Genomic DNA, 4,119 nt, shown 5'->3' on the forward strand with positions numbered 1-4,119 from the left:
CCGGAGCAGGCGCGCCGTCCCCGGTGCTCCGCGGCTGACGCCGCCGGACGTCGCGCGAGCAGTTTCGATCGAAGAAACCGAAGACGAGGAGTTCCACATGCGCCTTTCCCGATCCGCCCCGGTCCTGCTCGCCGCCGCGCTGACCGCGCTGCCCGCCGGAGCGGCCGGCGCAGCCACCGGCCAAGTCACCGTTTTCGAAACCGAGGTCCAGAAGCTGAGCACCTACAGCGACCCGGCGGGCTGCCACAAGCTGCCGCCGGCCGCGCACGTGCTGACCAACCAGACGAACGAGCCGGTGCAGATCTACGGCGACCCGTTCTGCCTGACGCCGAGCCTGACCGTGCAACCCGGTCACGGTTCGCACGTCGCGCCCGGCAGCGGCAGCTTCTCCGCATGACACCTCCGTCTGCTCCGGACGGACGTGACGCTGGGACGCCGGTCGATCTGGTGGTCGTGGGACTCGGCTACGTGGGGCTCCCGCTGGCCGCGCGAGCCTGCGAGGCGGGCGTGCGCACGATCGGGCTGGACGTCTCCGCGGAGGTGGCGGACGGTCTCAACGCCGGACGCTCGCACGTGGGCGACGTGCCCGATTCCGTGGTCGCCGACATGGTCGCGGCGGGCTTCACGGCCACCACGGCTCCGTCGGTGCTCGCCGCCGCCGACACGATCGTGCTGTGCGTGCCCACGGGGCTGTCCGCATCAGGTGACCCGGATCTGACCGCGGTGCGCGCGGCCGCGCGCACGGTGGCCGGGCGGTTGCGGCCGGGGACGCTGGTGGTGCTGGAGTCGACGAGCTATCCGGGCACCACGGAGGAAGTGGTGCGCCCGATCCTGGAGCACCGCAGCGGATTGCGCGCCGGGGACGACTTCCACCTGGTGTACTCGCCGGAGCGGATCGACCCGGGCAACGCGCGCTTCAGCATGATCAACACGCCCAAGGTGGTCAGCGGGTGCACCCCGTTGTGCGCCAAGCACGGCGTGGCGTTCTACGGGCGGTTCGTCGATTCCCTGGTGGTCTCCCGCGGCACCCGCGAGGCGGAGATGGCCAAGCTGCTGGAGAACAGCTACCGGTACGTGAACATCGCGCTGGTCAACGAGGTGGCGCTGTTCTGCGACCGGGTGGGCATCGACGTGTGGGACGTGCTGCACTGCGCGTCCACCAAACCGTTCGGCTTCGCGCCGTTCCAGCCCGGCCCCGGGGTGGGCGGGCACTGCATCCCGGTCGACCCGAGGTACCTGGAGAGCAAAGCGCGCGACGAGGGCTTCTCGTTCAGCACGCTCTCCTCGGCCCGGGCGGTCAACGAGCAGATGCCGGAGCATGTGGTGGACCGGGCCGCGGCGCTGCTGGCGGGCCAGGGCAAGCGATTGGCCGAGGCGCGGGTGCTGCTGCTCGGCGTGGCCTACAAGCCGGATGTGGCCGACACCCGCGAGTCACCGGCGTACCCGGTCGCGCGCGGGTTGCGGGCCCGCGGCACGTCGGTGGCCTTCCACGACCCCAACGTCTCCCGGCTGCACGTGGACGGGACGGAAGTGCCCAAAGTGGACGGTCTGAATCCCGCGCTGCGGGCGGCCGACCTGGCGATCCTGATGCAGGACCACCGCTGCTACGACCTGGTGCAACTCGCCGCTTCCGGCTGCGTGCTGCTGGACACCCGCGGAAAGGCGGCCGGAGCCGCGGTGACGTTGCTGTGAACCGCTGCGCCGCAGCGGACGAACGAGGCTTTCGCGGAATTTGCCCCCCAAATCCCGCGTGAGGGCCGGAGCCGCGGCTCCGGTGCAAGTGGACAGTACCCGAATGAGAGGAGAGTGCTATGAGCACCGCTCTGGCCACCGAACGGCTCCGCAAGCGCTTCGCCAAGTGGGACATCGACGGCAGCGGCAGCTTGGAGCGCGCCGACCTGGAGAAGGAGGGCGAGAAGATCGCCCAGGCGTTCGGCAAGTCGCCGACCAGCCCGGAAGGGCAGGCCATGCGCTCGGCGTTCACCACCATGTTCGGCTACCTCGCGGACAACGCCGGGATCGGCGCCGACGGCGCGCTGACCGAGGACGACTTCGTGCGCGTCGCGCAGAAGATGATGTTCGAGGACGGCGAGACGGCCTTCGACGGCGTCCTCGGGCCGGTGGTGCGCGGCATCGTGGGCCTGTGCGACAAGAACGCCGACGGCCAGATCAACGGAGCGGAGTTCGCCTCCTGGCTGACCGCGGTCGGCGTGGACCGGTCGCAGGCATCGGGCACGTTCGCCCAGGTCGACGCGAACGGCAACGGTGAGCTCTCGGTGGACGAGCTGCTCGCCGCGGTCCGCGACTTCCACTTCGGACGGTCCGAGATCGAGCTGTTGGGCTGAGCCGGCGACGATCGCGAGAAGGCCGGTGCCCCCTACCTCGCCACGGGGTCACCGGCCTTTTCCTTCGGATCGCCGCCGCTATCGCGCAGCGCGCTACGACACCAGGCTCGCGAGCTGTGATTCACCGGCGCACGCCGGCACGCCCTGGGTGAACGAAAGCGGAGTTTCCGGCTGCAACCCCAAATCGGCCCCGGTCACCACGTGCTCCGTGCGCACGAGGACGTTGTAGTGGTTCGGGAAGTGGCAGGCGTCGAACCCGAGCACGGTGCCCACCAGGTCGCCGCCGATCCAGAACCGGTCACCGCGGTCCAGCACGCCCGCGCACCCGAACTCGGCGAATCCGAGGAACCCCACCCGGTCGATGCGGGCGCCCGGCTCGGCGTCCCGGTGGTCGGTGCTGACCAGCTCGTGCAGTTCGCCGCGGCGCACGCACCGGCTGGCGTGCGGTTCCAGGGACATGCCGCGTTGTTCGCGGCGGTGCAGCAGGATCTTCACCAGCGTCGCGTGCAGCGTCCGCTTGGGGCCGTCCTCTTCCAGGTTCATCGAATGCACTCCCTTCCATGCTCACCGGCGGACCGGTCGTGCACCCGGTAGGTGTCGGCGACCAGTTCCAGCGCGGCCAGCCCGCCGTCCCTGCTGAGGCCGTCCCTGCTGAGGCCGTCCCTGCTGAGGCCGTCACCGCTACCGCCGCCGCTGCTTCCGCCTGCGCAGCGGCCGTTGTCGATGGCCGCGCCGAAGTCGGCCAGGATCCCGTCGTACTCGTGCCACAGCGAGGCTTTGAACCCGTCGTGCCCGGCGAGCATGTCCGCCCGCCGCACGCTGCCGTCCGCGAACCGCAGCTCGACGTCCTTGGTCTCCCCCGGGTGCGACCAGTCGAGTTCCACGATGGCCGGTACGCCGGTGGCCGAGCGCAGCCGCACCACGGCCTGCCGGTCCACGCCGTGCTCGTCGCGGGTCACGGCTGCGTCGCGCACCGATACCTCGCCGAGGAACAACCGCACCAGGTCGAACGCGTTCGGACCGTTGTCGGCGACGCATCCACCGCCGCAGCGGACCGGGTCCAGGTACCAGGTGTCGCCGCCGAGGTGTTCCTCGATGCGTTCGAGGTAGCGCACCGTCATCGACTCGATCCGGCCTTCGGCCCCGGCCAGCAGCCGCAGCACGTTGTCGTTGTAGCGGCGGTGGAACGCGGTGAACAGCGTGGTCCGCTCGGCGAGCCCGGCCAGCTCGCGGCCTTCCGCGACGGTGATCGCGAGCGGTTTTTCCACGCACACCGGTAACTCCGCGCGCAGCGCGTCCCGGCACACGCGCGCGTGCGTGTCGTTGGGCGCGGTCACGATCACGGCGTCGAGGTCGGCGGCGTGGAACATGTCGCGGTGGTCGAGGTAGCCGGTCGCGCGCGAGAGGTGCGGGCCCAGAACGGCGGCGTGCACGTCGCAGACGCCGGCGAGTTCCCAGTGCGGCGACCGTTGCACCGCGGCCAGGTAGTAGTGCGCCATCGTGCCGAGTCCGACCACGCCGACGCGCCGCGGCGCGCTCAACATGCCCCCGCTTCCAGTCCCAGCTCGACCAGTTCGCGGTACACCCCGGCGCGGATCGGCACGCCGGCGATCTTGCGCTGCCGCGCCCGTTCCGCTTCGTGCCAGCCCGGGTACCGCACCGGTTCGTCGCCCAGCGGCGGGCATTCCACCAGCGTGCTGAACAGTCCGCGGGCGTCGCCTGCGAAATCCCCGTGCGGGCGCAGCACTCCCGGCGCGATGGCGAGCACGAAGAA

Annotated in this window: 5 protein-coding genes and 1 pseudogene; 3 read left to right on the forward strand and 3 right to left on the reverse strand. The window is 70.9% G+C overall.

What is annotated here, in order from left to right:
• The 3 genes from IJH84_RS14885 to IJH84_RS14895 all read left to right on the forward strand — a co-directional run.
• The coding region (locus IJH84_RS14885) for a hypothetical protein (protein ID WP_295145458.1) at window positions 1-397 on the forward strand (397 nt) is incomplete at its 5' end.
• Window positions 394-1,692 carry a nucleotide sugar dehydrogenase gene (locus IJH84_RS14890; protein ID WP_295145460.1) on the forward strand — a complete coding sequence of 433 codons (1,299 nt, stop codon included), beginning with the start codon at window positions 394-396 and terminating at the stop codon, window positions 1,690-1,692. The genes IJH84_RS14885 and IJH84_RS14890, both read left to right, overlap by 4 nt.
• A gap of 119 nt (window positions 1,693-1,811) precedes the next feature.
• Entirely contained in the window at window positions 1,812-2,345 is a 534-nt protein-coding gene (locus IJH84_RS14895; RefSeq protein ID WP_200071965.1) for an EF-hand domain-containing protein, read from the forward strand.
• A gap of 93 nt (window positions 2,346-2,438) precedes the next feature.
• Here IJH84_RS14895 and IJH84_RS14900 read toward each other — a convergent pair whose 3' ends face one another.
• From IJH84_RS14900 to IJH84_RS14910, 3 genes and pseudogenes are all read right to left on the reverse strand, one after another.
• Window positions 2,439-2,888, reverse strand: a complete 450-nt coding sequence (locus tag IJH84_RS14900) for a hypothetical protein (RefSeq protein ID WP_200071964.1) — start codon at window positions 2,886-2,888, stop codon at window positions 2,439-2,441.
• The gene (locus tag IJH84_RS14905; RefSeq protein WP_295145464.1) at window positions 2,885-3,889 is read right to left on the reverse strand and encodes a Gfo/Idh/MocA family oxidoreductase; all 1,005 of its coding nucleotides are present in this window, start codon (window positions 3,887-3,889) and stop codon (window positions 2,885-2,887) included. Before IJH84_RS14905 ends, IJH84_RS14900 begins: the two co-directional genes overlap by 4 nt.
• Window positions 3,883-4,119, reverse strand: a pseudogene (locus tag IJH84_RS14910) (Ldh family oxidoreductase); the annotation flags it as partial. The gene IJH84_RS14905 and the pseudogene IJH84_RS14910, both read right to left, overlap by 7 nt.

This window comes from Saccharopolyspora sp. (assembly GCF_017434145.1).
Lineage (GTDB): Bacteria > Actinomycetota > Actinomycetes > Mycobacteriales > Pseudonocardiaceae > Saccharopolyspora_C > Saccharopolyspora_C galaxeae.